The organism is Paenibacillus lentus (assembly GCF_042714055.1).
Taxonomy (GTDB): Bacteria; Bacillota; Bacilli; order Paenibacillales; family Paenibacillaceae; genus Fontibacillus; species Fontibacillus lentus_A.
On the sequence record NZ_JBHGVC010000011.1, the window covers coordinates 79,193 to 101,645 of the forward strand.

At 47.0% G+C, this 22,453-nt stretch carries 18 protein-coding genes and 1 pseudogene; 8 read left to right on the forward strand and 11 right to left on the reverse strand.

The genetic code is table 11. From position 1 onward, the window contains the following. The first annotated feature begins 249 nt into the window (after positions 1-249). Positions 250-987 carry an MBL fold metallo-hydrolase gene (locus ACE3MQ_RS21260; protein ID WP_379396435.1) on the forward strand — a complete coding sequence of 246 codons (738 nt, stop codon included), beginning with the start codon at positions 250-252 and terminating at the stop codon, positions 985-987. 225 nt (positions 988-1,212) lie between these two features. On the opposite strand, the gene ACE3MQ_RS21265 is transcribed toward ACE3MQ_RS21260, so the two are convergent. The 9 genes from ACE3MQ_RS21265 to ACE3MQ_RS21305 all read right to left on the reverse strand — a co-directional run bounded on the left by ACE3MQ_RS21265 (position 1,213) and on the right by ACE3MQ_RS21305 (position 11,728). Then, entirely contained in the window at positions 1,213-2,622 is a 1,410-nt protein-coding gene (locus ACE3MQ_RS21265; RefSeq protein ID WP_379396437.1) for a deoxyguanosinetriphosphate triphosphohydrolase family protein, read from the reverse strand. A 193-nt stretch (positions 2,623-2,815) separates the two neighbouring features. After that, complete coding sequence (locus ACE3MQ_RS21270; protein ID WP_379396439.1) at positions 2,816-3,256, reverse strand: GtrA family protein; 441 nt, start codon at positions 3,254-3,256, stop codon at positions 2,816-2,818. A gap of 14 nt (positions 3,257-3,270) precedes the next feature. After that, complete coding sequence (locus ACE3MQ_RS21275) at positions 3,271-4,125, reverse strand: GGDEF domain-containing protein (RefSeq protein WP_379396441.1); 855 nt, start codon at positions 4,123-4,125, stop codon at positions 3,271-3,273. Next, positions 4,125-6,212, reverse strand: coding sequence for a cellulose biosynthesis cyclic di-GMP-binding regulatory protein BcsB (locus ACE3MQ_RS21280; protein ID WP_379396444.1), 2,088 nt, complete (start codon positions 6,210-6,212; stop codon positions 4,125-4,127). The genes ACE3MQ_RS21275 and ACE3MQ_RS21280 overlap by 1 nt, the downstream gene beginning before the upstream one ends. Before the next feature lie 16 nt (positions 6,213-6,228). After that, complete coding sequence (locus ACE3MQ_RS21285) at positions 6,229-7,479, reverse strand: glycosyltransferase family 2 protein (RefSeq protein WP_379396446.1); 1,251 nt, start codon at positions 7,477-7,479, stop codon at positions 6,229-6,231. Positions 7,480-7,489: 10 nt separating this feature from the next. Further along, entirely contained in the window at positions 7,490-9,028 is a 1,539-nt protein-coding gene (locus ACE3MQ_RS21290; protein WP_379396448.1) for a hypothetical protein, read from the reverse strand. Between the two features lie 38 nt (positions 9,029-9,066). Beyond that, a complete protein-coding gene (gene wsfD / locus ACE3MQ_RS21295) occupies positions 9,067-10,566 on the reverse strand; it encodes a glycan biosynthesis hexose transferase WsfD (RefSeq protein ID WP_379396450.1) in 1,500 nt (499 codons plus the stop codon). Further along, a complete protein-coding gene (locus ACE3MQ_RS21300; RefSeq protein WP_379396452.1) occupies positions 10,545-10,730 on the reverse strand; it encodes a hypothetical protein in 186 nt (61 codons plus the stop codon). Before ACE3MQ_RS21300 ends, wsfD begins: the two co-directional genes overlap by 22 nt. Next, entirely contained in the window at positions 10,727-11,728 is a 1,002-nt protein-coding gene (locus tag ACE3MQ_RS21305) for a glycosyltransferase (protein ID WP_379396454.1), read from the reverse strand. Before ACE3MQ_RS21305 ends, ACE3MQ_RS21300 begins: the two co-directional genes overlap by 4 nt. A gap of 838 nt (positions 11,729-12,566) precedes the next feature. On the opposite strand from ACE3MQ_RS21305, the gene ACE3MQ_RS21310 reads away from it, so the two are divergent. From ACE3MQ_RS21310 to ACE3MQ_RS21340, 7 genes are all read left to right on the forward strand, one after another. After that, complete coding sequence (locus ACE3MQ_RS21310) at positions 12,567-13,706, forward strand: amidohydrolase family protein (RefSeq protein WP_379396456.1); 1,140 nt, start codon at positions 12,567-12,569, stop codon at positions 13,704-13,706. After that, on the forward strand, positions 13,690-14,730 hold the full coding sequence (locus ACE3MQ_RS21315) for a LacI family DNA-binding transcriptional regulator (RefSeq protein ID WP_379396458.1): 1,041 nt from the start codon (positions 13,690-13,692) through the stop codon (positions 14,728-14,730). Before ACE3MQ_RS21310 ends, ACE3MQ_RS21315 begins: the two co-directional genes overlap by 17 nt. Before the next feature lie 448 nt (positions 14,731-15,178). Further along, a complete protein-coding gene (catA, locus tag ACE3MQ_RS21320; protein ID WP_379396460.1) occupies positions 15,179-15,838 on the forward strand; it encodes a type A chloramphenicol O-acetyltransferase in 660 nt (219 codons plus the stop codon). Between the two features lie 184 nt (positions 15,839-16,022). Continuing rightward, a complete protein-coding gene (locus ACE3MQ_RS21325) occupies positions 16,023-16,613 on the forward strand; it encodes a TetR/AcrR family transcriptional regulator (RefSeq protein WP_379396462.1) in 591 nt (196 codons plus the stop codon). Further along, a complete protein-coding gene (locus ACE3MQ_RS21330) occupies positions 16,613-17,710 on the forward strand; it encodes an alpha/beta fold hydrolase (protein ID WP_379396464.1) in 1,098 nt (365 codons plus the stop codon). The genes ACE3MQ_RS21325 and ACE3MQ_RS21330 overlap by 1 nt, the downstream gene beginning before the upstream one ends. 108 nt (positions 17,711-17,818) lie before the next feature. Continuing rightward, the gene (locus ACE3MQ_RS21335; RefSeq protein ID WP_379396466.1) at positions 17,819-18,268 is read left to right on the forward strand and encodes an acetyltransferase; all 450 of its coding nucleotides are present in this window, start codon (positions 17,819-17,821) and stop codon (positions 18,266-18,268) included. A gap of 201 nt (positions 18,269-18,469) precedes the next feature. Continuing rightward, positions 18,470-19,447, forward strand: a complete 978-nt coding sequence (locus ACE3MQ_RS21340) for a phosphotransferase enzyme family protein (RefSeq protein WP_379396468.1) — start codon at positions 18,470-18,472, stop codon at positions 19,445-19,447. A 147-nt stretch (positions 19,448-19,594) separates the two neighbouring features. On the opposite strand, the pseudogene ACE3MQ_RS21345 reads toward ACE3MQ_RS21340, so the two are convergent. Together ACE3MQ_RS21345 and ACE3MQ_RS21350 are read right to left on the reverse strand one after the other, a co-directional pair. Further along, positions 19,595-19,972, reverse strand: a pseudogene (locus ACE3MQ_RS21345) (helix-turn-helix domain-containing protein); the annotation flags it as partial. A gap of 210 nt (positions 19,973-20,182) precedes the next feature. Further along, positions 20,183-22,444 (reverse strand): beta-glucosidase family protein, encoded by a 2,262-nt coding sequence (locus ACE3MQ_RS21350; RefSeq protein WP_379396470.1) that lies wholly within the window; start codon positions 22,442-22,444, stop codon positions 20,183-20,185. Between the last annotated feature and the right edge of the window lie 9 nt (positions 22,445-22,453).

Below are 22,453 nucleotides of genomic sequence, written 5' to 3' on the forward strand. Positions count from 1 at the left end.
CTCTTTGGCGTTCTCGTTCAACGGCCTGCAAACAAGAACCCGAAGAAAGCAGTTGCGGGTACCCCGGAGCCAGCCACAGCGGGGGAGTCGGAACAGGTTGTCGTTGAATGGCATTATAAGACGCATAATGTACTTCCTGATTGGGGACTTTCAATTTATAATAATTGAATTATTGATATCGCCCAGGGTAGCGATAACGAAAAGTGATTGCTATTACGCTAATTGTTTATTTCATGAGGAGGTAAATGGATGAGTAGATGCAATATACTAGAAATAGAGTTTGAGTATAGTGGACAAAAACAAACCATTGCTCCAGTCCTTCTTCAAAATGAGTACGATATCATCCTTATCGACTGCGGCTATCCAAATTTTATATCTCATCTAGAAGAAGCGGCTAGTAAGTACGACATCGCACTGGATTCGTTAACAAAACTAATTGTGACGCACCATGATATGGATCATATCGGTTCACTCGCTGCACTGAAGCGAGCGTACCCACATATCGATATCATCGCACACGAGCTGGAAGCACCGTACATTGAAGGGAAGAAAAAGTCGCTGCGACTTGAACAGGCAGAATCAACGCTTAACGGATTGCCAGAAGAGGCCAAACCTCATGCGGAACAGTTTATTCGCTTTTTACAATCGGTCGAGCCGGTTCCTGTTGATCGAACAGTCTCCAATAATGAGCGACTACCTTGGTGTAGCGGCATCGATATTGTCCATACGCCCGGACATATGCCGGGGCATATATCGTTGTATCTGCCCGCGAATAAAACGTTGATCGCTGGGGACGTCGTTGTCATCGAACGAGGGAAGTTGAATATTGCTAATCCCCAATTTACATTGGATATGGGTGAGGCGGTCCTCTCCGTTCAGCGATTACTTGACTATGACATTGATCAGATCATTTGCTACCATGGAGGTTTATTCCATGGCGATGTAAAGCAAGCGCTTCGACAACTCATTCATGAATATACGTTTTAAGCATACCCCTCGAGACATTAATGGAGCATTTGAGATTTGGGTGGATTTGAATGGAATTGAAGAAACGACAGGGTGTTGGGCTTGATGGAACAAAAATAGAGATGCAAACCAGCCACTGTAGTAAGATACAGCTGCATTTTCCGTTATATCCTCACGGGCAGGCCGCCTACGGAACATCATCTCACTAGGAGCTCAAGCGGCCGGCTTTTAAGCCGGCCGCTTGATTTAATCCATATCGTAAATCGTTCCTACCTTAAGCCCGTACAGCTCATTGTAGATCTTCTCCGCATAAGCGTCCGTCATGCCCGCGATGTAATCGATGATCATATGCTCCCAGGTCCATATCGGCTTCGCTTTCCGCTGATCGTGGTCAAAGCGGCGCAGCCAGTCACCCGGAATAATCGATTTGGATGTCTCCGGATCGACGAAAGCGTCCCACAGCCGCTTGATCACCCAAGCGCTGCGCTTCTGCAGCCGTTGCACCCGCAAGTCACGGATCATCGTCACCCAGGCGAAGCTTTTCAGCACGCTTACCGTACGCAGCATATCCTCGTCCTCTTGGTCTTCCTTGACGAACGTCACCTTTTGCCAGCTGCCGTCAGGGATGACGCCGAGGCTGGAGACGAATAAACTAACCCAATACGCCTTGACCTCGCGGCGCGTTCGAGAATAATCGTGATTACAAATCGGCATTTTCTCGCTCCAGATCCGCAAGAACGAGTCCAGCACCTCCTCAACCTTGACTTGGATCTTGTCCGGCGTCCAACCTTCCCAGAAGAAATCCTCCAGTGTCATGATTTTCTCGACGATCAGATGCTGAATATGCGAATCTTTGAGAAAATGCTCGTGCACCTCGATTTTGCCCGCTTTGATGCCGTCCTCAAGATCATGTGCCGAATAAGCGATATCGTCGCACAAGTCCATCAATTGGGCTTCGAATGTTTTTTTACCTTCCGGAATGCCCCAACGGTCGCGGATGTAGGAAATATATTCCCACTCATGCAGATAAAGGCCTTTTTTGTTCACAGTGCCGGGATAAGGGTATTTGTTCGTCCCGAGCAACACCGCGTCGGACAAATTGAGGCCGTCGATGTTTTCCCGTTTCTCTAGGAACATCATCAGCCGGAAATTGTGGGCGTTGCCTTCGAAATGCTCGTATTTTCGCCGGATAGCTTCCCGGATCCGTTGTTCTTCATCGGGGGGCGGATTTGTGTTCTTCAAAGCCTGCCTGATCTTCTCTTCCACCAGCTTATCCAATATATCGTCCAGCACCTCTTCGCCCTTATGGCCAAACGGAGGGTGCCCGAAATCGTGGCAAATCGCCGCGCACTCGACGACCTCCGGATCGATGATCAATCCGGGATGGCCAGCACTTTCCGCGGCAACATCCGGGTAGGAGCGTAGCAGGCTGCGCGCCGCTTCCCGGGCTATTTGCGCCACCTCCAGCGAATGCGTCAGCCGCGTCCGATAATAATCTCCGGTTCCCGCCCCGAATACCTGCGACTTGCCCTGCAGCCGCCGGAAGGTCGGTGAATGGATCAGCCGTGAATAATCGCGTTCAAAGGTCGCGCGGCTCTTTTCCTGCCCGATATTATCTGGATACTGCCGATGCTCCCTCATTTCCTGGATATTCATTTGTCTCGCACCCCTTCGTTTCTTTCATCTATTTATGTTATTGTAGCCACCTCGGTGCGAAACTTAAAGCGATAATTTAAAAACAGCTGCGGATCAACGAAAAAAACCTTACCTGCAAAATAAGGGGCGCTCCCTTGCAGACCACTCGATCTGCAGGAAACTCCCCTTTTGCATTCCCACTTATACTTCACATCTATACTCCGGTATGTGCATGGCTTGCTGTTTCCTCGCGGGGACGAGACTCCGCGCGGAACACCCAAAATCGGCTTCCGATAAAATTAAGTACTACGCCAAGAAGAGTAGCCACACCCTTGCTTATCCATAACGAGATGCCAAGCCGCTCATGTAGGAGCAGCATGCAGACAGAGGTGACTCCCAGCGTCAGCAGATTTAGCAGAACGAAGCGCAGCAGCCCCTTCATAAGCGCCCCCTGCTGTTTAAACGTCCACTTCCTGTTCATCAGGAAGCTGTTAAGCACCCCGCACCCATAGGCGATAGCCTGAGCCGCAAGCCAGGGCAGCTGCCACCAGGTTAATAGCGTAAACACAGCGATATCTACTCCAGTATTCACAATCCCTACTAGGCCAAAGATGATAAAGGAACGAAGCGACTCAGGTATCAAACTAGACTTCATTGGAACCTCGCTTTCTAGATATCGTATTCCATCTTCTGACGCGCCTTAGCGATGAAATCAAGGGGCTCCGTGATTTCTTCAGCGTTATACTGAATCGCCCCGACTGTAAGCTTCATATCAAGTTTATACTTGCTGGAGAACTCGACAGTGTTAAACGACTCTGCTTTTTCCTTCAAACGCTGTATGACCACCTTGGCACCGTCCTCATCGGTGAACAGCATTAATCCCCAGGTAGGGTGATCCGCATTCAACATATATAGAGAGTCATTCATACGGATGCTTGTCTCGCTCATCCGCGAAATGTCATAAACCATGTCCGTAATCTGGGCCTCACTGACCATCCGGCTCAGTTCATCCCAATGCTTGACCGTCATAACAAGCAGCGTTAACGGGATCTGATAGCGGTTGGACAGCGCCATGAAAATAGTTGCATCACTTTGAAAGGAGCGGGTGTTTTTCAAATTCGTGCGTTCATCCAGTGTAGCTAATGAAGCATTCTTGGCTTGAAGCTGCTCCTTCTCCTGCTGAAGGCGCCGGTTGGCAAAGGTTAGCAGCGCAACGATCACCGTTAAAACAGGTGTCATTACTAGCCAATAATAATGATAGCTTTGAAGCGGCTCCCCGACAATAACGGTTTGATAAATGGTATAGGTGCCGTAGCCGAAGATAAATACAATATTAAGGATAAGTCCTACGGTAATACTGGTAAAGTAGGTCATGACCGCAATCAGGAACGATACATTCAGCAGGATCATATTCATCAAATAATGATTAGGATCTCCTGCCGTGAACACAATATGGATGAAGCAAACCACAAACAGCAGCAAGAAAGCCGCATCCGACAACAAACTGCTCTGATAGCGTTTCATCATTCTCCCCTCGCTTTCTTTCTGTATTTACGAATCAGGAGAATAAGCGATACGGCCACCAGAATGAAGGTCAGCCCCAGCATCACAACGAAGCCCATGACATCCCCTCGTTCGGTAATCTGAGCCATTAGGCCATTATCCACCTGCTCAGCTTGTTTCTTAAAGCGGAAGGGCTTGATATTGCCATCTACATCCGTAACTACACCATCTCCATAAATCTTCCATTTTCCACTGTCTGTAGCCAGCAGATCAGATGCCATATAGTTATATTTGGAGCTTGCTCCTGTCACCGCTAGCCAGCCATAGCCCCGCGCGTAAGGAGATTCCATCAGCTGCAGCGTTCCTATCCGCTTGCCGTAGTCTTCCTCAATGCTCATTTTCTCGTTGGATTGTATCCCTTCTCCATCCGGGCCGTATTGGAAGAACAGCTTGTCGTTATTCTTTTGCAGCCAAGCATTGTCTTTGTAGGAGCCGATAGAAATGAGATTGTGCTGCTGCAGCTCTGATTCCGCCGGAAGCTTCCCGTTTTTATAGAAAGTTACCTCGCCCGTGTTGGCTTCTGCATACTTGCCAAGCAAATGAAACAGATTTCCGATCGTAAGATAGCTATAAGAATCCATCTTCTCGGGCAGCAGTACAGCGATCTTGTTGAAGCTTGCATCTCTTAGAAATGGGTTCGGATAATTATTGAACAATAATTCTATGCCATCCTTGGTATTCAGTTGAAGCAGAGAATCCTTGGTAATGTAAGCCCACGGCATCTGATCCTGAAGATCGATACAGCCTGTACTGATCAGCTCCAGGTCAAAAGCTACAGTAACCGAGAAATTGCCTGAAACCTCAAGGTTTTTCGGAATCGTCAGCGTAAGCTGATCCTGATTGGACGATTCCTTCGCAAGCTTCTTACTGCCAATCGGCGTATCGTTGATCAAGATGGTGACGAGCGAGCGGTCAAAATCGAGATTGTCCGAATATCGGAAATCAAGGCTGATTTTACTTGACTCGGCGATAAAGCGGTTTGCCGGCAGCGACACGAAATAGCTCTTCTCTTGATGCATCATTCCGGTCAGCTTATCCCCGGTTTCCGTCAGCGTTACTTCCCGGTTCACATGGATTACCGGCGTATCCACGTCTGTGCCCGCGTCCACCCATTTCTCCGATCCATCCAGTTGGTTCATTAATGTCTGATTGCCAATCAGGCGGCCTGCTTTTGTAAGCATGAGAGGATCCTCTGATGTTACAATCAGTGCGGTCTGCCCGCCTGCATTCACCACACGGATCAGGGCTTTGTCGTTGACGCTTGCCGCCCCTAGCGCCTGCTTCCATTTGTCAGGCAGATTGTTATATAAGGAAACGATAACAACGGTCTCGCGCCCCTCAAACGTAGAATCATCGAGAGGCAGCATCGGAATTGAATTTTCTCCCGAGTGGTTGCTCTTGGCGAAGCCGGAAAGGGCATATACAGCAGCTTCAAGCTCTACAGGTTCGCTATCGCTTGGAACGCCAAGCGCGCTAAGCTTTTCTTTTAACGAGTCCAGACCGACGAACTGCTGATTAAAGTTACGGATGCTTCCTCCAATATCATTCTTCGTATAAGTGATCGAAGCATAAGAGGACTTGTACAGCTCAAGCCAATTGTCACGCTTCTCGGCAGCTAAACATATGCCTTCAGGCAGATTGGTTAAAATATATCCTTCGATCGAGAGCGTATTGCCGCCTGGAACCAGCAGATCCTTTGGAACCGATACTGTTAAGGTCTGCCTCTTCTGTTCGTCCACAACAGGTCGGAATGAATAAAATTTGGTGCCGTTCATCTTGAGAGTTACACTGGAATCTTCACTTCTTGCCAATTGGGTCGCCTGATAATCCAAGTTAAGCGTCAATGTGCTAACGTTCCAGTACTCCTCCAGCTGGATATACATAGTACGTGCTGCGGTAACTCCTGATAAAGAGACATTGGACGAAGTTATAGGCGCTTCGTAGGTAAGCCGGCTGCCGCTTGAAACAGGCTCGGCATATACCTGGCCACAGGAAATTATGAATAGCAAAAAGCATAGAATACCGGAGATCATTGATCTTGTGTTCACGTTTCTCCCCCTTGTCTTAATAACGTTCGGTTTTGTACCACTTTACTTCTCTTTTGAAAATCAAATCCTTGAAATAGTTGTATAAACCATAGGCGGCTACAACCATCCATAACTGGCAGTAAGAAATGTACATCAGCATAATGATCCACAGATTGGATAGTCTCATTTCTCCCTTTTCTGTAATGATCGTTATGAAGGTGCCGGTCACAAATAAAATGATGGCCAGCAGCCATAAGAACGAGCTGAGCCCGGCAATGGTCGTATGGACAAGCCCGAGTGCATATAAAATGAGCAGCGTGTCAGACATGATGAGCGACGTCAGCAATAAGAAATAGATCGATAAAAAATAAAGAAGATCAAAGTGAATCCGTTTTGCTGACCGATCGAACAGCAGCGGCAAATTTTTAACAATGACATAAATATTGCCTTTAACCCATCTTGTCCGCTGCTTGAACCATACTTTTATGGTCTGCGGCTCCTGCTCCCAGGTTACCGACTTCGGCTGGAACTTGATACGATAGCCCATCATATAAATACGGAAGCTGATTTCCGTGTCCTCCGCGACCGCCTTGACGTCCCAGCCCCCGATCCGCTCAATAATTTCCCGGCGCATAATGAAATTGGTGCCCGGGATGGTACACAGCTTGAAGAGCCTCCACCTTCCGGCCTGAGCCATCCACTGGAAGGACAACGTCTCAATATTGATGAAGCGCGTCAAGAGGCTCGCATTGCGGTTGCGTGTGCGGAATTTGCCAATCACCGCTCCCAGCGTCGGGTCATGAGTAATTTCCCCGACAAGATAGCGCAGAGCCGTCTTCTCCGGGGTATTGTCAGCATCGTAAATAGCGATATATTCTCCCCTGCTCTGCTTAAATCCAATGTTCAGGGCATTGGATTTTCCTTTGCCCCCGGTAATGTTATCCGTGTTAATCACGATCAAATTGCGTTCCTTATGCTTGGCCTGAAGCTTCCCCAGCAGTTCGCTGCTATTATCGCTTGAATTGTCGTTAATGACGATAATCTCATAGCGATCATGCGGATAATCCAGCGCAAGCAGCGCCTCCACCGTCTGCGTAATGACTTTGCCTTCATTATGAGCGGGAACCATCACCGAGACGAAGGGGATCTCATCAGGCAGCGGCGGCACCTCGCGTTTCTCATTTTCAATGTAATACAGATAGCCGGCAATAATCAGCACCACATTGACGAGAAGCAGTGACCATATACTGACGACGGCGATCAGCATCAAGATGTCTACAGCAGTCATGACTGCCTCCTTACTTGTAAAATTTCCGTTTATACATGCGAGATCCAATAATCAGGAAGCCGGAAAATACAAACAAAGTAATGAAAATAACGATAACAAAAAATTTATTCTGAACCGTAAACCAGGCCTCAAAGCTTTTCTCTTCATGCTGCTTGTATACATAGTCGGAGCTGGTTTCTACATGGCTGGCCTGAGTGCCTAAACTGACTCCATTCAGCACAAGCGAGCCGTAATCCGATGCTAGTTCGTTGCTTTCGGTCTTTACGCTGTGGGCCCCTTTTTTATAATCATCAAAGGTAATCCAGCTATTTTTCAGCCCCTGAGCCAAGCTCTCAAGCTCCGATTCATTTTGCACAAAATCATATGTAAATGCAGTATCCATCGGAAGCGGATTGAACAAACGTCCGTCAGCAAGGTAACGCTGTATAAAGGCCGGATTTACGCTGTAAACCGAGGAAGAAAAAGCTTCGGATCGATTCCGTTTCGCTTTGTAGATCTGACGTGTATCTGGAAAAAGAATCACCGAGTCAAAAAAAGTCATTCCTTCCGTCGCAAAATGATCATCATAAGTCCAAAACATTTCCGCTCCCATTCCAAGCGGTACAACGCCCTCTTCGGCCAATACATCGATAAAATGCTCCATCTGACGGTATAAGTCACGGCCGTCATCCCGGATCGTAGCGACGAACGGCGCTTCTACCAAAACAGTGCCATTGCGGGATTGAATATACTTCAAGGTGTTGATATACCGCTTCATGGCAGGGTAATCCGTATTGCTGAATACCGGATGCACGCTTACGATAAACGGGATACCTGCTTCATACAGCTCATCCGCCATTCGTTCCAGTAGCCGCAAGTCTGAAAAAGGATAGATTTCCTTGAAAACAAGATAATAATGGCTTTCTTGTCCCTGCTGGCGCAGCCAATCCTTAAGTACATACGACAAGGCAATTTCGCTAAGCGTGTCTTTTTCCATGAAAGGTACATAAGCAAGCGGCCCCTGTCGTATCCCGTAAGGATAGCTTGCGTCCTGGAGCTTTAAAGCTCCGTACCGCTGAACCCCAGGCTCTACCGAATCAAACACGGCCCGGAGACGGATGGATTTTTCAACGAACGGTCCGATCGAAAAATCCGCCACCTTCTCCACGGCTTGAACCTGAAGCCCTAACGACTGAACCAGTTTGTCCCTCGGCATCCCTCCGATGTAGAGAATATCTCCTTGATAGGACTGCAAATCCGTTAAATATTCACTATTTTCCTCCACAAGATCGGAGCGGTTGTGCACCTCGATAAGCTTGGAATAGTTACTTAGCGCCCCTGGGGTATAGGAATCAATCGACTCGGTCGTAACCTGAACCCGAAATGCGGCAAGAAGCCGTTTTAAAGCCTCGACGTTGCCTTCTTCCTTCGTGCCTATCCCCAGGCTGTCATATACAATAAGAACCGAAGCAAAAGATGAAGGGTTAGCCGCTTGAACCGATGCCGGAAAGATTAGGCCCGAAATGAGCAGCACCAGCAGCCCGATATGCAAACGATGGTTTCGCCTCAATGAAATCGTCCCTCTTTTCTTTTGATTTTGCTTCCGCATCATAACGGTTCATCATAAGCCGCCGGCTTGTTCTGCCACAGATTCCGGCATATCGCATCGGCTATTGCCGCAAATGTCACCAAATCAAAAGCCGCCGTAAATAAAAATTCATGCTTCGACAAATCCGCGTCCCCTGCGCCGATGATCGAGACGAGGATTCCTGACAGCCCCATAAACATCATCATGAGAATCAAAGGCAGCCGAACCATGCTTCGTACATGCTTCGCCTTGATCGCAGCAACAAAATGCGGTGCATATAATCCGATAATGACCAGCATCCAAATCACAATGAAACCAAAGGTTTTGGGGGCAAGCTCTTTTTTCAGCTCGCTATATCCGGAAAAAAACGTCGTTTGCGCGCCAAAGGGCTTTCCGACTGACTTCTCATAGTTGCCCATCGCCGGCGGACGGATCGTAAATGCACTTTTCGCAGCCAGATTCATCATTTTTCCTGTTTGATCAGGATGGGCCAAATAATAGCTAAGAATCGATACAAACCCATAGTGATTATAGAAACTATCCTCCAGAATCTGGGAGTTAACATCCACGGTCGTATATGGCTCGTAATGAATGGTTCCATTTAGAACGGCGTACTGTCTGTTAATTCCAAAGGATTCCAGGGTCGTCTCAGGGTCTTCAGACTGCATCAGCACGCCGCGGGTCATGGCATGGTATTTGTTTACATTGACGAACTCCTTCGGAATTAGCACATAGGTGGCAATGCCTGCAACCATCAGTACCGCAAGCGATGAAGCCATCATCGCCCGGAAGCTTCGCTGCTTGCGTACAAAGATCAAGACGATTCCCATCACGGCAATAATGACGCCAACAGGGGCATTTTGCTGCTTGCTCGTTGTAAGCAGGAGCCCGCTTATGAAAAGAACAGCCATCATCGCATAATCGGAGTACCGATTACGGAATAAAAGCAGGCCTGAAGCAAATAAGTAGGTAAGCATAATCCAGACTATACTCTCGCCAAAAAACGAGTTAAAGAAAGCCGTATATGCGGTATCTGCAAATAAAAACACAGCCAAAACGGCTACGATGTATCCGTATTTGGGTTTCATTTTCCAGGTTAATGCCTCAACGAACAAATAGACGGCTCCCGTATACAATAACGTCAACAACACCGCTTGGACCCGAATATCAAACACCTGCTGATTAAACCATTGATTGATCCAAATCGATAAACGTATAAGAAGGGATTGGGAGGAGGAATACATAGATGCATTTTCGTTGAAGTACTGGAAGATTCCGAATTCCTTGTTAAAATAGCCGAAATATAAACTGTCATAGTCAGGGTTATTAAAATACAGTCCATTGCTGTACAAAATCCGGAAGTAGTCGCCGTTGTCAGCCATCCCAATGTACGGGGGTACAAACAGCACGAAGACTGTAATTATCAGCACCAATGACGTTGCCAACAGAGACGGGGAAACATATCGGCTAAGGACAGTCAGCCTGTAACCGAGCTTTTTTAACCAAGGAGCCTTTGCCAATTTATTGCACCTGCCTTCACGTCCGCAAACACCCGGCTCTGGTGGGTATACGCGAGCAACGCCATCAAATTATCAAAAGAGTAAGCTTGTTGCGCCGCCGGTTCCCCAAATCCGCCATATAGCGCGTTTGTCTTATCCTGTACCTGGTACTTCCCCATTATCATTTGGAAACAATCTCCGACGGGGGATAATACTGATAGGTCTGGTTCGCATGCAGCTCTTCACGGGGATAATGGACTGTTTCTCTCACAATATACTGAGGTCTGTTTTTGCTCTCATCATAGATTCGGGCAATATATTGGCCCATAACGCCTAGCGACAGCATCTGTACACCACTAAATAATGTTATGACCGTAATAATGGACGTCCAGCCTCTCTCTACTTCAGGAAGACCGAGTAACTTAGCGCACAAAGAGTATACGAGTACAAAGAAGGCCAATACTACCGTCAACATCCCCATTCGAGTAATCAGCTTAAGCGGTTTGGATGAGAACGAGAAAATTCCGTCAGAAGCAAAGGCAAGCATCTTGCGCAGCGGATATTTCGTAGTACCCGCAGCCCGCTCATGCCGTTCATATTCCACATAGCTCTGATTAAATCCGATCCAGCTTATGATTCCTCGAATAAATTTGTTCCGCTCGGTCATTCGATTGAATACATGTATAACCTTCCGGTCAATTAGGCGAAAATCACCTGTGTCCCGAGGGATCTCGGTATCTGACATGCGTTGAAGAAAGCGGTAGAACAAAGAAGCCGTAGCAAGCTTAAAAAGCGTTTCACCTTTGCGTTTTTTTCGTTTGCCGTACACGACGTCATATCCTTCTTCCCACTTCTCGAGCATCTGATGAATCACTTCGGGAGGATCCTGCAAGTCCGCATCGATAATGACAACGCAATCCCCCTTCGCCAGATTGATCCCTGCCGTTACCGCTGCCTGATGGCCAAAATTTCTTGCAAAATTTACGATCCGCACATGCTCATCCAGTCTGGCCAGCTCGTCAAGGATGCTCATCGTACGATCCTTGCTCCCATCGTTTACAAAGACAAGCTCATATTCATACCTTGTGTCGATCATGATGTCCGTTAATGCATCGTAGCACTGCCGGATGACCTCCTCTTCATTGTAAGCAGGGACTACTACCGATATGCACTTATCATCCATCTCTCCCACTCCTTAAAATTTATAAACTATGAAGTTCCATGATCACGAAATCCTCTACTAAATGAAAAGTTTATAAAATATAACAAAAGAAGCAATCATTCTCTTTTTCATTTATTTTCTAACATTTTCAAAATTTTTCACAATTTCTTTCAGTTTTCAATTGTGTCCACAAAAATATGTAACTATGGAAAAATAATAGGAGGTTAGTGTGTGAGGAAGCTTTATGATCACTTCTACGAATATTATAGGAGTTCAAACTTAACAATTTCTGAACAAATTTTGGTAACGAACATATACCTGCATTTGTACAAAAAGCCCAATATCAGCCTTTCTCATCCAAAAATGTTGAACGGGCTGAATTTAGAATAGACTTATTTTTCCAATTTGCGCAATACATTAACATTGAGATAGTTCATCCTTTTTCCCTATAGGCAGTCTGATTAAAGCTTCATGTCCCCAACCGATATATTTCCGGGTCACAGGAATAAAACTCATGAAGTACCTCAGGATAAGGCTTGGATGTAATCGTCTCAATTATGAGACCCAGGAGAAACAGCTTGCAAACAAGAAGTGGGAAAAGCACGGAGACAGCCACAGTGAGGCGGTCGGGTCAGGTTGTTGTTGAACGTCCGTCGGTTTCGCTTGTGTCACTCCACAAAAAGGTGCAGCTTCCCCTTTCGTGCGGAGCAAGAGTCGGTCGAAGACGATGATGTTAACATTTACCTGAGTCCATTAGGGAACGTTCCCTATTTATTAGTTTACAAATGATAGGATATTAGAGTATATTATATTCAATTTAGGGAACGTTCCCTAAAAATCAAGAGAGGAAGTGTTCACAATGAGGACGAGTCTGAATCTGAAGAAGGTGAGCATAGCTCTACTGGTAGTCGGCTGCATTGTCGTCATTATCATCGCTTGGCTAAACAGCAACCGCTACTTGCCGTTTCAGGGAGCAGAAACAACTTCGTCGGGTTCCCTTAAGGCGGTAGAGAAACGCCTAGCAAAGCTGAAGCAAGCCGGGGAAAAACCAACGCTGGAGCAGCTTGCCGATGCCTTCCAACCACTGGGATTAATCGACGCGCATAACCACAATGCTTCCAGCTCGCGTTATTTATCTATGCTGGATGTCTGGGAGGAATATCATATCGACAAAGTCGTTCTCTTCGGCGACATTTCCGAGCCGAGCGCGATCGGGACAGATGCAGCCGCCTGGAAGGCCTATCAGAGCTCACCCGATCAGTTTCTCCCGTTCTTCTCAGGCTTCGACCTACATGACGAAGGCAGTTTGGACGTCATCCGCGACAATCTGGAGAAAGGTTACTTCGGCCTTGGCGAGATTGCCGGAGCCTCGACCTATTCACCAATCGTATCCCTCGCTTACTGGAAGGCCTCGGATCCTATGGATGGGTTCCTGCCGGAGATCTACGACCTCATTGCGACTTATAAAGCGCCGATACTGCTTCACATCGATCCGCCGAACGGCTTGCCAATTCTCAAGCTGGAACAGGCGCTGGAGGCTCATCCGAACACAACCTTTATCTTCGCTCATATGAATGCTTACAATTCGCCGGAAGAAATCGATCGATTGCTCGGGATTTATCCAAACCTGTATGCCGACTTTTTCGCCGGGTTCTCCGTCTATAATCCCGATGGAGGGGGTCATCCCGAGATCTTTATACCCATTATGAAGAAGTACCCGGATCGCTTCATTCTTAGTTCCGACTCCGGCTATGGCATCGAGAGCGAGGAACAAGCGATCGACGCGATGTATCGGATCCTGTACCTGCTGGACGACCCGGCGCTGGCAAAGAAGATTGCGCACGACAATATGATGGCTATCATCCAGGCGCAGCCGGCAACGATGACGCAGCTGTCTGCCATTCAGGAGCTGGCTTCTAAAAACGGAAAAGCTTATAATTATGACAATCTGTCAAAGTTGGAAGCCGGCAAAATACTGGCTGATGCCGAGAAAGGGTGATGGTGCGCTGGAGGCTACCATTCAAGACATCGCGAAGAGGGTAGGATTATCGACAAGTACTGTGTCCCGGGCACTGAACGGAAGCTATGGCGTCCACCCTCGAACGATCGCCAAGGTTCAGCAGGCGGCTGCAGAGCTCGGCTATGTGCCGAATCTCGGCGCGAAGCAGCTGGTCACCCGCAAAAGCAATCTTATAGGGGTGTTCATGCCCGAGCTCGACAATGAATTCGTACGTGAGTACGATGAGCTGTTCGCGCCGCTGCGTAAGGCGCTCCGGCTGATCGGCAAGGACATGCTCATCTTCTCCGTACCGGTTTACGATTATAAGCCAAACAGCTTGTCCCAATGGGTAGGCATGCGCAACCTCGAGGGCTGCATCTTCATGCAGCCGTTCGGAAAGGAGCACCCGCTCATGAAGGAAGCGCTGCGGCTGAAGGTGCCTGCTGTCTCATTGGGGGAGAGCGTAGGCGCGAAGTGCTCTCTGGTTATGTCGGACGACTACGAGGGAGGGCGGCTCATCGGACAGCATTTGACCCAACGAGGACACCGGAAGATCGGCTATGTGAACGGTCCGGCTAATCTGCCGTTCTCACAGGAACGGTACAAGGGCTTCAGCGACGCGCTTCGAGAGGCGGGCATTGAACATGAACCGACACTCATGGAGGCCGGTGACTTTAGCGGCTCGAGCGGTGTTCATGCCGCTCGCCTGCTGCTGGATCGTGCCCCGGAGCTGACGGCCATCAGCTGCGCCAACGACCTGATGGCGATGGGAGTGCTCCAAGAGCTTCATCGCAGCGGTATTGCGGTGCCTGGCAGCATCTCGGTTACCGGCTACGACGGTGCATACTTTACCGCGTATACGAGCCCGTCGCTCACCACCATCCGCCATCGTTCGGATCGAATCGGTCTGCTGGCGGCAGAGCTGCTCATCGAGCTGCTTCATGGCGGGACGGCGCGCACGGTTCGAGTGGCACCGGAGCTTGTCGATCGTGAATCCGTCGCCGACATACGTGAAATTGGATGAGGTCAGTTGAAGCCACTGGATCGTGTACGCGAACAATCCGATTGCAACGTTGGAAGAGGGAATGCGTAAGACCGCGCCGGACGCGGGATGGAGGGCTGCGACAGATTGCCGGTGGGCAGGCTGATGCGGCTCTCTTTGAGCATTCCGTTCAACAGCTTGCAAACAAGATTCGAATGTGCAATCATACAATTTACAATTGTTGTGCTGAGAGAAAATCTGTAACTGTATGTATGATTTTTCATACCAGATTCATTGATATTGCCTTTGCGCGGTCAAATCTATATGATTATTCATACACAATCATACGAAATCAAGGGTCAAATCAAAATCTAAAAGCAAGTCGAGCAGCACATAGTCACGACCAAAAATAGACAAGGAATGTGAATGAGGATATGGTTAGAGCAGTCGATGTTCCCTCCTAAAATATAAAATTTTAGGAGGGTAAAAAATGATTTTCAATCCGATTGATATTGATAGTTGGAACAGAAAGCCTTATTTTGAACATTATTTAAACCATGTAAGATGCACCTACAGCATGACCGCCAATATCGACATCACCCTTTTGCAGGAAGAACTTAAAAGCATGGGGATGAAGTTATATCCGGCCCTGCTCTATATGATTACAACGGTGGTTAATCGCCACTGCGAATTCCGAACTTGCTTTGATTCGGAGGGACGGTTGGGCGTTTGGGATCGTATGTCTCCCAGCTTCACCATATTTCATGAGGAGGATAAAACCTTCTCAAGTATTTGGACACCGTTCAGCGAGGAGTTTAGAACGTTTTACGATCACTACCTGCAGCAGACAAAGACATACAAGAATGTAACGCAGTTATTCCCTGACACGAACGAACCGCCGAATACGTTCCCAATTTCCAGCATCCCTTGGGTCAGCTTTACAGGTTTTAACCTGAATATCTACAACGAGGGAACGTATTTGCTACCCATATTTACCATAGGGAAATTTTATAAGCAGGATGCAAATGTATTGCTGCCTTTATCGGCACAACTCCACCATGCAGTTTGTGACGGCTATCATGCCGGCGTGTTATTTAATGAGCTTCAAGGATTGGCGGATGGTTGTAAGAGCTGGCTGGTAGGTAAATGACTCGCCTTGGTTCAAAATGTAAGAGCCCGCGTCTGACGCGGGTTCTTTTTATTGGGACTATGGTTGTCTTGGAGATGCAGAAAATAAGTTAAAAACAAAGCATCTTGTAAGAAGCGGGAAAAGCGGTTAATATATTTTTAATGACTGAAAAATGAATTTATAGTCAGTGAAATGAGGGGGATGTATGCCTAAAATTGTTACTGAACATGAAAAGGAAATGGTTAGAGAAGCGATGTATACAAAAGGGATTGAACTGATTCGCAAAAAAGGCGTAAAGCGGGTCACTGTGGAGGATATCACCATTGCGGCAAATATCGGTAAAGGTTCCTTTTACTCGTACTACAATTCCAAAGAGGAACTCCTCTATACGATTATCAAAAAGAGCGAGAAAAGAATGTTTGAGAGAGTGGAGTCCGTTTTGTCCGAAAAAATAAAATTGAAAGAAAGGCTTGTAAAGGCATTGAAGGAAATCTATCTGGCAGCGGACAGCATTGTACTTTACGTTTCTCCATCGGATATAGAGTATATGCTTCGCAAGCTTCCAGATGAGGCGGTAGACTGGGAATCAGTAAAATCAAACGACTATTTCAGCAGGACACTTGCGCTTTGCGGCATTGACGAATCGAGATGCGAGATGGATGTGCTTGCCTATTTAATGAATGCGCTCCATTATATTGGTTCGACAGATATGCCTTTTGGTGACCAGGGAAGAGAGAAGGCCCTGGATATACTCGTCCATTCCATTGCCGACTACATGGCGGGGGGAGCCAAGTAATGAGCGTTTTATTGATAGTTTTAGGCGGATTGCTTATATTAATCGTTGGCTTGGTTCTGTTTGTCCAGTACAAGAAAAAGAAGAAGGCAAATCAAATTCGGATTGCTCCCATGAGCAAGGGTATTGATTGTAGAGAGTTCGTAACTATAGGCGGCATTTCGCAATATTTGCATCATCGGGGTGAGGATATTGACAATCCTGTGATGCTGTTTTTACACGGCGGCCCGGGAGAGCCTATACTGCCGTTTGCCCAAGAGTTTCAAATCCCGTGGGAGAAGCGTGTCACGGTCGTACATTGGGATCAAAGAAACAGCGGCAAAACCTATTTCAGTAATGATCCGAAACAAGTTACGCCAACAACCACAGTTGAACGCATCGTTCAGGATACTTATGAAATTGTGGAATATTTGAAAAATAAGTATAACAAAGAGAAGATTATCATTTTAGGCCATTCATGGGGCTCGGTGCTAGGCAGCTTGTTCAGTAAAAAATATCCGGAGCTTGTGCAGGCTTATATCGGTGTTGGCCAGGTTGTCAATATGATTGACAATGAACACGTCGGCTATGAAAAAGTACTGAAATCGGCGAAAGAAGCGGGAAACGACAACGATTATCAGGCTCTTCTTCGTTTGAAGCCCTATCCTCCGCTCGCATTCGATGACGAAATGATCAGGAAACTTACGAAGGTTCGAAAATTTCAAAGAAAATATAAGTTGTCGGCCGGTCCAACAACAGAGCTTATCATCAATGCTTTATGTTCACCATTTTATACTCTCAAGGAAATGAGCTATTTTTTCATCTCCGGAGCATTTGGCGACGGACAGCGTCATATTTGGAAATATTTAATGGAATCGTTCAATCTGTCGTCTATGGGTGCTACATTTGAAATACCTGTCTTTTATATACATGGCGAGCAGGACTGGCAAACCCCCTATCCGCTAGCACAGGAATTCTTTTCAACAATAAAAGCGCCGCTCAAGCTGTTTTATTCCATTCCGTATGCGGGTCATATTGCCATGCTTGACCGGAAGGAGAAATTCAACGAGGCGTTATTTGATATTTTGGAGCGAATGAATGTTATGGCGACGGCCAAGTGAGTCTCTGCACGGGTTTCGTTAATACAGGCAGATACGCTTATTGTCGCGGTTAATGTCCATACAATTCTACGAAATGCCGAAGTGTGTTGAACGAATGGAGGAACAATAATGTTGGATGAAATAACTCCCTACAAGGAAAGTGATCACGATTTATTAGTGGATATTTGGTATCGGGCTGTATGTCTTACTCATACATTTTTGGCGGATTCCGATATCCAATTTTATCGTGAAATAGTTCGAAACGGAGCATTAAGAGAAGTTGAGATCTGGGTAAGAAGAAACGAAAATAAAGAACCGATAGGGTTTATTGGACTAGTTGGTACCAAGATCGAAATGCTCTTTGTTGATCCAGAATACCACGGTATGGGGATAGGCAGCCGTTTAATAAAACACGCCCAAAAATTAAAAGGAAGCACACTCCAAGTGGATGTCAATGAGCAAAACGATGGAGCAAGCGCATTCTACAAACGGCTTGGCTTTGTACAGATTGGGCGTTCGGAATTGGACAGTTCGGGTCAGCCATTTCCCCTGCTTCATCTTGAATACAGATCATTATAGACAGTTAAACAATATGTGCCATTAGACTGCATCAGACGCGGGTTTAGAGGCTGTAGCGGGTTAGAAGCAAGTGACCTGTTGCAGCCCTTTTTGCGCTTTTTGTTCAATATTGCCGTATCACTCTTAGGAGCATACTGTTATAACCCTATTGTAAAACCTGGTACAATGAGAGTTATCATATAGCAAAACGGAGGGGAAAATTTGAATAACGCTTTGGATATCGCAACGGAAGCATTAACACATTATCCTATTCAGGCTGATTCAGTTGATCTTGTGGGACAAAGTGCAAACTTGGTTTTTAGAGTTATCGACGTAAAGCACAACAGTTACAGTCTCCGATTCCATGAATCGAAAAGCGAGAATTTGGAGAGTTTTTGGACTAATCCTGAAGTGATCAGCTCTGAAATGATATGGCTTCAAGCTTTATCAAAAGAGACTGATTTAGTCATACCTTCCCCTTTCAAGAATAGCAAGGGTGATTTTGTAACAGATGTGGGAAGTGTTAAGTGTACATTGATTCAATGGGTGGAAGGGGAACAAAAACCGTTCGTTTCTACTGTGGACGAGGCTAGTCTGGTTGGCCAAATGATTGCGAAGTTACATCAACAGGCTTCCTCATGGACTCCTCCAGAACATTTTTCAAGACCTGCCTTTGATGGGTCACGTATATTGCAATCCTTCGAAAAGATTAAAGAATTATCCCAATCCGGACAAATCAATCAAGAAGACGCAGAGTTGCTTATAGTAGCAGGACAACGTGCAATTCACATGATGAATACTATAGAAAAGACACCAAACCATTGGGGAATAATCCACGCTGACTTAATACCAAGCAATTTCTTATTTTATAACCAAGAGTGTCGGCCTATCGATTTTGGAGCATGCGGCTTTGGCTATTATTTGTTTGATCTCGGTTGGACGTTCTCTTATATACATCCGTCTTTCAGAATTAAACTACTTGAAGCGTACGCCGGTATTTTCAAGCTGCCGGAAAACCATGTCGAACTTTTGGAAGGCTTTTTTGTTGCCGCACAGCTTGAAACTATGAACTTCTGGCTCGGCCTGCCAGATGCTTTTGAATGGCTGCCGAGCCATATAGAGAAGTTAGCCAGCAGAGAGTTTAAACATTATGTAAACCAAGAGGCATTTCTCTTCACGGGTATTCCGTACTGGGAGTAACTGCATACAACCGCTAACATCTGCAAAACAACAGCATCGCAGCCCCATCCACCATTTAGGGAGCCTCCTTGCTTCGCTTGACCATTTGTCTAATGCGGTAAGTTTTAGCTCCTTCTTTCTCCGTCTGTTCAGGCTACCTCTAATGGACTACCACGCGCCGTTTGAGTTTTTGAAGTGTCTAGGGGTCACGCCTGTGAACTTCTTAAACACCTTGGTAAAATAGCTCTGATCATAAAAATTAAGCATGGTGTAAATTTCGGATAAAGAGTGGTTGGTGTAGATCATCAGTTTCTTGGCTTCCTCAATTTTTTCGCGCTGGATAAATTCACTTATGGAGATACCGGTTTCTTTCTTGAATAGATCCGACAAATAGCAGGGATTCATGCCAGTGGCTTCAGCAAGCTGGGAAAGGCTGATCTCCTCGTACAAATGCTTGAAAATATAGTCCTGGCATAATGTCACCGACTTCGAATACTTTTGACTCTTGACGTTTTGCACACGCTCGGCGAAATCATATAGAGCGTCCCCCCTTCTATAGCGGCCCTGGCACTTGGTAGTCGACGTTCTCGCATCCTGATCTTTAATTCGAATAATTCGCTGCAGCAGCCATTAAAAAACACCTCCAGAGCTGTTCTTATATCTAAGAAGATATAGAACAAACTCTTGGAGGTGCTCCAAACAAGGCTTGCATTATAAGAACTTCGCCTACATCAAGACCAATGAATAACTTCTTGCTTATTGCCGTTCGAATTCCGTAATCATCTCTTGGACCACATCATCCGGCGAGCGGTCAACAAGCCAGGTTTGACCGAACATTTGAATGACTTTAATGACCGGGAAATCGCCCCAGAAGCCGATAAACACATCATCCAATACCACTTGCTCAGTAACATGCTTGTTCATTTCCGCGAGGCAGTTCTCGAAGATTGCTCTAGCCTTCGGTTCGCTAATCCAATCGCTGACCAAACTGAACTTGTGGAAGGAGACAGGCTCCTGACCGAAGTCGCAATAGACGCGTTCACGCAGACGAATGTCCCGGGAAGAGCTGCCGACAGCGATTTGGAAGTATCCGGTCTCGGCAACCCATTTGTTGTATTTCGTGTTGTAGTATGCAAAATCGCGTTCCTCCAGCACAAAAGTAACCTGCTGCTTCTCGCCAGGTGCGAGTGCTATTTTCGCAAATGCTTTAAGCTCCTTCTCCGGACGAATCCATTTGCATTCCTCATCATGAACATAAAGCTGTACAACCTCTTTGCCGAACAGCGTTCCCGTGTTTTCCACGGTCAAGGTCACATTCATTTTTCTGTCTTGATAAACAGTTTTGAGGTCGGAATAAGCAAATGTCGTATACGACAATCCATGTCCAAACGCGAATTGAGGCGCCAGCTCTTTGCGGTCATAGTAACGGTAACCGATAAAGAGCCCCTCGCGATAATAAAGCTTGCCGTTCTCCCCGCGTATCCGCATATGCGCTGGGTTGTCCGACAATTTGACAGGGAAGGTTTCCGATAATTTGCCGGAAGGGTTCACACGCCCAAGCAGAATATCGGCAATCGCCCGTCCGCTGCCTTGTCCTGTAAGCCAGGAATGAAGGACACCTGGTACATATTGAACCCAAGGATGCATGGCAAGCGCCGATCCGCTGCTGGTCACGACAATGCAATGCGGTTGAACCTCTGTCACCGCCTTGATCAGCTTCTGTTGATGCAGAGGCAGCTCGATGGTCTCTAAATCATGCATTTCCGATTCAACGTACTCCGGTTGACCGACGAACAGCACAACCACATCGGCAGAGGCCGCAAGCGTAACGCTCTCCTGAATCATTTGTTCATCGATGCGATCATCCTGGGGATAACCTTCAGCATAGACCATGTCCACCTTATCGCCTACAATGCTCTTCATTTCATCCCACGGAATATCTACGCGGGTCGGCGTTACCCTCGCACTGCCCGCTCCCTGAATTCGCGGCTGTTTAGCGAATTTCCCGATCACGGCCATTTTAGAAATCTTCTCGGAATCAAGTGGCAGAATGCCATTATCGTTCTTCAACAAGACGATACTCTCAGTCGCAGCCCTACGTGCCAGCTCATGATAGTCGATGCCCGAAGCTGCAGCTTCCACCTGCGGCTCCGCCGTCTTGCGAACGAGCTCGAGAATGCGGGCAGCGGATTTATTAACGACAGCTTCATCCAATTTCCCCTCTTGAACAGCCTGAACAATCGCTTTGGTGTTGTAGTAAGCAGGGCCGGGCATCTCAAGGTCAAGCCCCGCAGCCAAGCCGCGAATCCGGTCATTGACGGCTGTCCAGTCTGAGATCACTACGCCATCGTATCCCCATTCTTCACGCAAAATATCGTTTAACAAATGCTCGTTCTCACTGGTATAGGAGCCGTTCAACAGGTTATAGGAACACATGATGGTCCATGGATCGGCTTTTTTCACGATACGCTCAAAGGCACTCAGGTAAATCTCACGCAATGTCCGTTCATCGACCTCGGAGCTTGTTACGATCTTCTCGAATTCCTGATTATTACAAGCAAAATGCTTGACGGAAGCGCCGACGCCTTGACTTTGCATACCGTTCACAAATGCGGCTCCCAGCTCGCCCGACAGGCACGGATCCTCGGAGTAATATTCAAAGTTCCGTCCGCCAAGCGGAGTACGCTTCATGTTGATTCCTGGCCCCAAGAGGAGTTCAACCCCCATCTCTCGTCCTTCAATTCCAAGCGCAACGCCGAGTTCATGCAGCAGATCCGTATTCCAGGACGAGCCAATCGCCGAGCCCGTAGGGTAGCAGGTTGCGGGAATATTCTCCCCTGTTACCCCCATTTCTTCGTCGCTGTTCGTCTTACGGATCCCGTTCGTTCCATCATACATATGAATGGCTGGAATCCCGTGTTGTTCGAAGCCCTTGGTCATCCACATATTAAGTCCGGCGCATATTGCCGCCTTTTCTTCTAAAGTCATAGCTGCGAGCAATTCATTTGTTGATTTCATCGTTTTTCT